This window comes from Anoxybacillus flavithermus (assembly GCF_002742685.1).
Lineage (GTDB): Bacteria > Bacillota > Bacilli > Bacillales > Anoxybacillaceae > Anoxybacillus > Anoxybacillus flavithermus_E.
This window is the reverse complement of the sequence record NZ_PEDM01000062.1, coordinates 1-2936: the sequence shown is the minus strand read 5'-3', so window position 1 is coordinate 2936 and position 2936 is coordinate 1. Positions and strand designations below refer to the sequence as shown.

3 protein-coding genes are annotated in these 2936 nt (G+C 29.2%); all 3 read left to right on the top strand.

The genetic code is table 11. The features are described 5' to 3' along the window. Nucleotides 1–891 (top strand): HipA family kinase (locus CS060_RS14190; protein WP_218963489.1); only part of this gene is annotated, 891 nt, incomplete at its 5' end. A 4-nt stretch (nucleotides 892–895) separates the two neighbouring features. Further along, entirely contained in the window at nucleotides 896–2134 is a 1239-nt protein-coding gene (locus CS060_RS13815; protein WP_099669059.1) for an MFS transporter, read from the top strand. Nucleotides 2135–2155: 21 nt separating this feature from the next. After that, nucleotides 2156–2647, top strand: a complete 492-nt coding sequence (locus CS060_RS13810; protein WP_035046386.1) for a GNAT family N-acetyltransferase — start codon at nucleotides 2156–2158, stop codon at nucleotides 2645–2647. The last annotated feature ends 289 nt before the right edge of the window (nucleotides 2648–2936 follow it).

The window sequence follows — 2936 nt, the reverse complement described above, 5'->3', positions numbered from 1 at the left end:
ACTGTAAATACAGCTTGTTGTACCGTCAACATGCGATTCACCTCCTTGTCTATCAATATTCACATCATAGACAGGAAAAGCAAAAAATATTCAGCTCACTTTATGATGTGGCTGAATAGTTACTATGTTTTAAAAACCAAAGAAAGAGGGCGTAAGAACTACAGTCTAATCAACGAGTGGGTAGCATTTAACATAGGAAAACTTCTAGATGTACCAATACCTAAAGCTCACATTATAAAAATAGATATAAAAGATAAGAGTAGTTATGGCTTACTATTTGACTATAAATTACCTGTAGATTATCTCCATGTATGCCATGTACAAAATATACCTGTATGGAAATTCTTGTCTAAATTAAGAAACGTTGATACCTTCTCTAATTTATTAGTGTTTGATATATGGATTAATAATAAAGATCGTTCTTCAAATTATGGTAATTTACTTGTAACTAAGAAAGATGATTCATATTATTACTACGCAATCGATCATGCTTTAAGTTTTGGAGGGTATTATCTAGATAACGAATCCAAAATTTTACTCAAAAAATCAAAGATATGTCAACTGAATTTTTCAAGTGCTAATCATCCTTATCCTTTTAATCATGTATACGAGGCTATTAAACTAAATATCGAATTTCAAGGTTGCAATCCTTTTGATGATGTTTTAAATAAGATGTCCAAGATAACAGAATCCCAAATCGAGGATATTTTTAATCAAGTACCCAAAAACACAGATTGGTTTGAACAAGAAGACATCGATATATATATCGAATATTTAATGCGAAGAAAAAATAATGTGATTTTATATTTAGAACAACTAATTGAAAAAATGTGGTTTCCAAACGCTAGTCCCGGTTGCTATTTCAAGTTATTTAACAAAATAAGAGGTTGATAGAGTGATAAATATCTTTACACAGTTTTCACATTTAAATAAGATGGTGAAAATTAGATTATTTCATTCTTTTATGCTAAGGATAATATCAAACAGTATCTTTCCTTTTTTGGGTCTTTATTTATTAACAAAATTCTCTCCTTTTCATTTAGCCATTATTACTTTTTTAGGTGCTTCATCAGTAATTCTAGGTCATCAAACTGTAAGTCGTTTTAAGAATATGCCAGAGAAAACAACATTGATGTGGACTTTTAAGGGTCTTATAACAGTACTTTTATTACTAGGGATTGTGACCTTTTTTGATAATAAGACTAATATATCATTCATTTCAATTTTATTTATAGCTATTTTGATGATTTATTATTTTTTAGCTGGAGTACTTAGTCCATTAATTGATAGTCTTTTATACCCTTTCCTTATTGGAAAAGATAAGAAGAAGGTATCTGCTATTAGTTATTGGTTAAATAATCTGTCCGCAGTAGTAGGCATATTAGTAGGGACATTTTCATCTATTAATAACCTTAGTATTTTGTTTATCTTTATGGCAATTATTTGTTGTATCAGTGCTATCTTATTTAATAAAACTCTCACTGAAGAAGGTTCTCTGAGAACAACATCACCTAAAGGGGGAAAAATTGATAAACAAACTAATAAAACAGACAGGAACGTGTTATTAATCATATGCTTTTCCATAGGAACATGCTTAATATTTATGATCGAAAGTAGACTTAACGATTTGTTGTCAGTTTATTTGACACACAAACAAATTATAGAACCTGAAGCACGAAAAATTATTGGAAATATCCTTTTAGTGAATTATGGAACTGTAATACTTTTTTCACCATTTATAGAGAAATTAATTAAATCTATAAGCGCTAAAAAACGTTTAATTGCAGGCATGATAATAATGTCTTTTTCAGTAGTAATGATTTTTTCAGGAGAACTGAAAATAATCGAGGTATATATGTATGTATTCTTGTATACTATAGGTGAAGTTTTTTACTTCCCAAGTAGACAAGTTGAAATTGCTAGTTTAATCCCTAAAGAGAACGTGACTGCTGCATACGCATTAGACCGTACTGTCATAACAGGTGCAAAGTTACTTTCTACATTATTAATATTAATAGTTGCTATTCCATATTTGTTCTGTTTAGTAATATTAATCTGTATTTTCTCATCCATCGTATTACTTCTTTCACAAGTTTATTCTAAAAAAAGAAATATAAGATATTATTACAATTAAAAGCTGAGGTTAAACGCGATTATGACAGATAAAATACAAGTTAGACTTGCCAACTTAAAAGATATTGACATATTACTAAACTTGACTAATGAAACCTTCCAGTATCACAAAGATAATATTTCTGATGTTTTTAATAGCGAAATAAAACACATCTACTCTTATGAAGAAATGAAGAAATTAATTGAAGATAATAATAAGGTTGTGGCTTTAGCTGAAAACCAGAAATTTGGGTGCATTGGATATGTAATAGCAGAAAAAAAAGATATATCTAAAATATATATCTTTAAACAGAAAAACATACTATATATCAAGGATTTAGGAGTTACCCAAAGTATGAGAGGAAAAGGTATAGGTAGTGCCTTAATTAAATGGATTGAAAGTTGGTCATACAATAATAACATAGATGAAATTCAACTCAATGTCTGGACTGAAAACTTCAAAGCAGTAGAATTTTATCAATACTTAGGATTTAACGAAATAAAAAAAACTTACATTAAACAGATAATAAAGTAAATGTTTTTTGTTAAAGTGTTATGTACAGCAAAAGGAAGCAATCCATTTCTTTATTCAAAGATAAATGTATATCTGTGTAAGTTAATATTGTCAGTGCTGTGCATCTAAACAAATTAATACACGAATGCAACATAATGACTATTATGTTGCATTCGACAATTTCCTACAAAACTAGTAAAACCCCTTGATATTCAAGGGGTTTTTAATTTTTCTCGACTTCGGGAGGGGTTTAAATCCCGAGTTCGACAGTGACTAGGCAAACAAAATGCCTCTAATCCCTTGATACCAA

Excerpts from the sequence above, each read along its gene's own strand:
- CS060_RS13810 (WP_035046386.1), top strand. The coding sequence starts at position 2,156 with ATGACAGATAAAATACAAGTTAGACTTGCCAACTTAAAAGATATTGAC.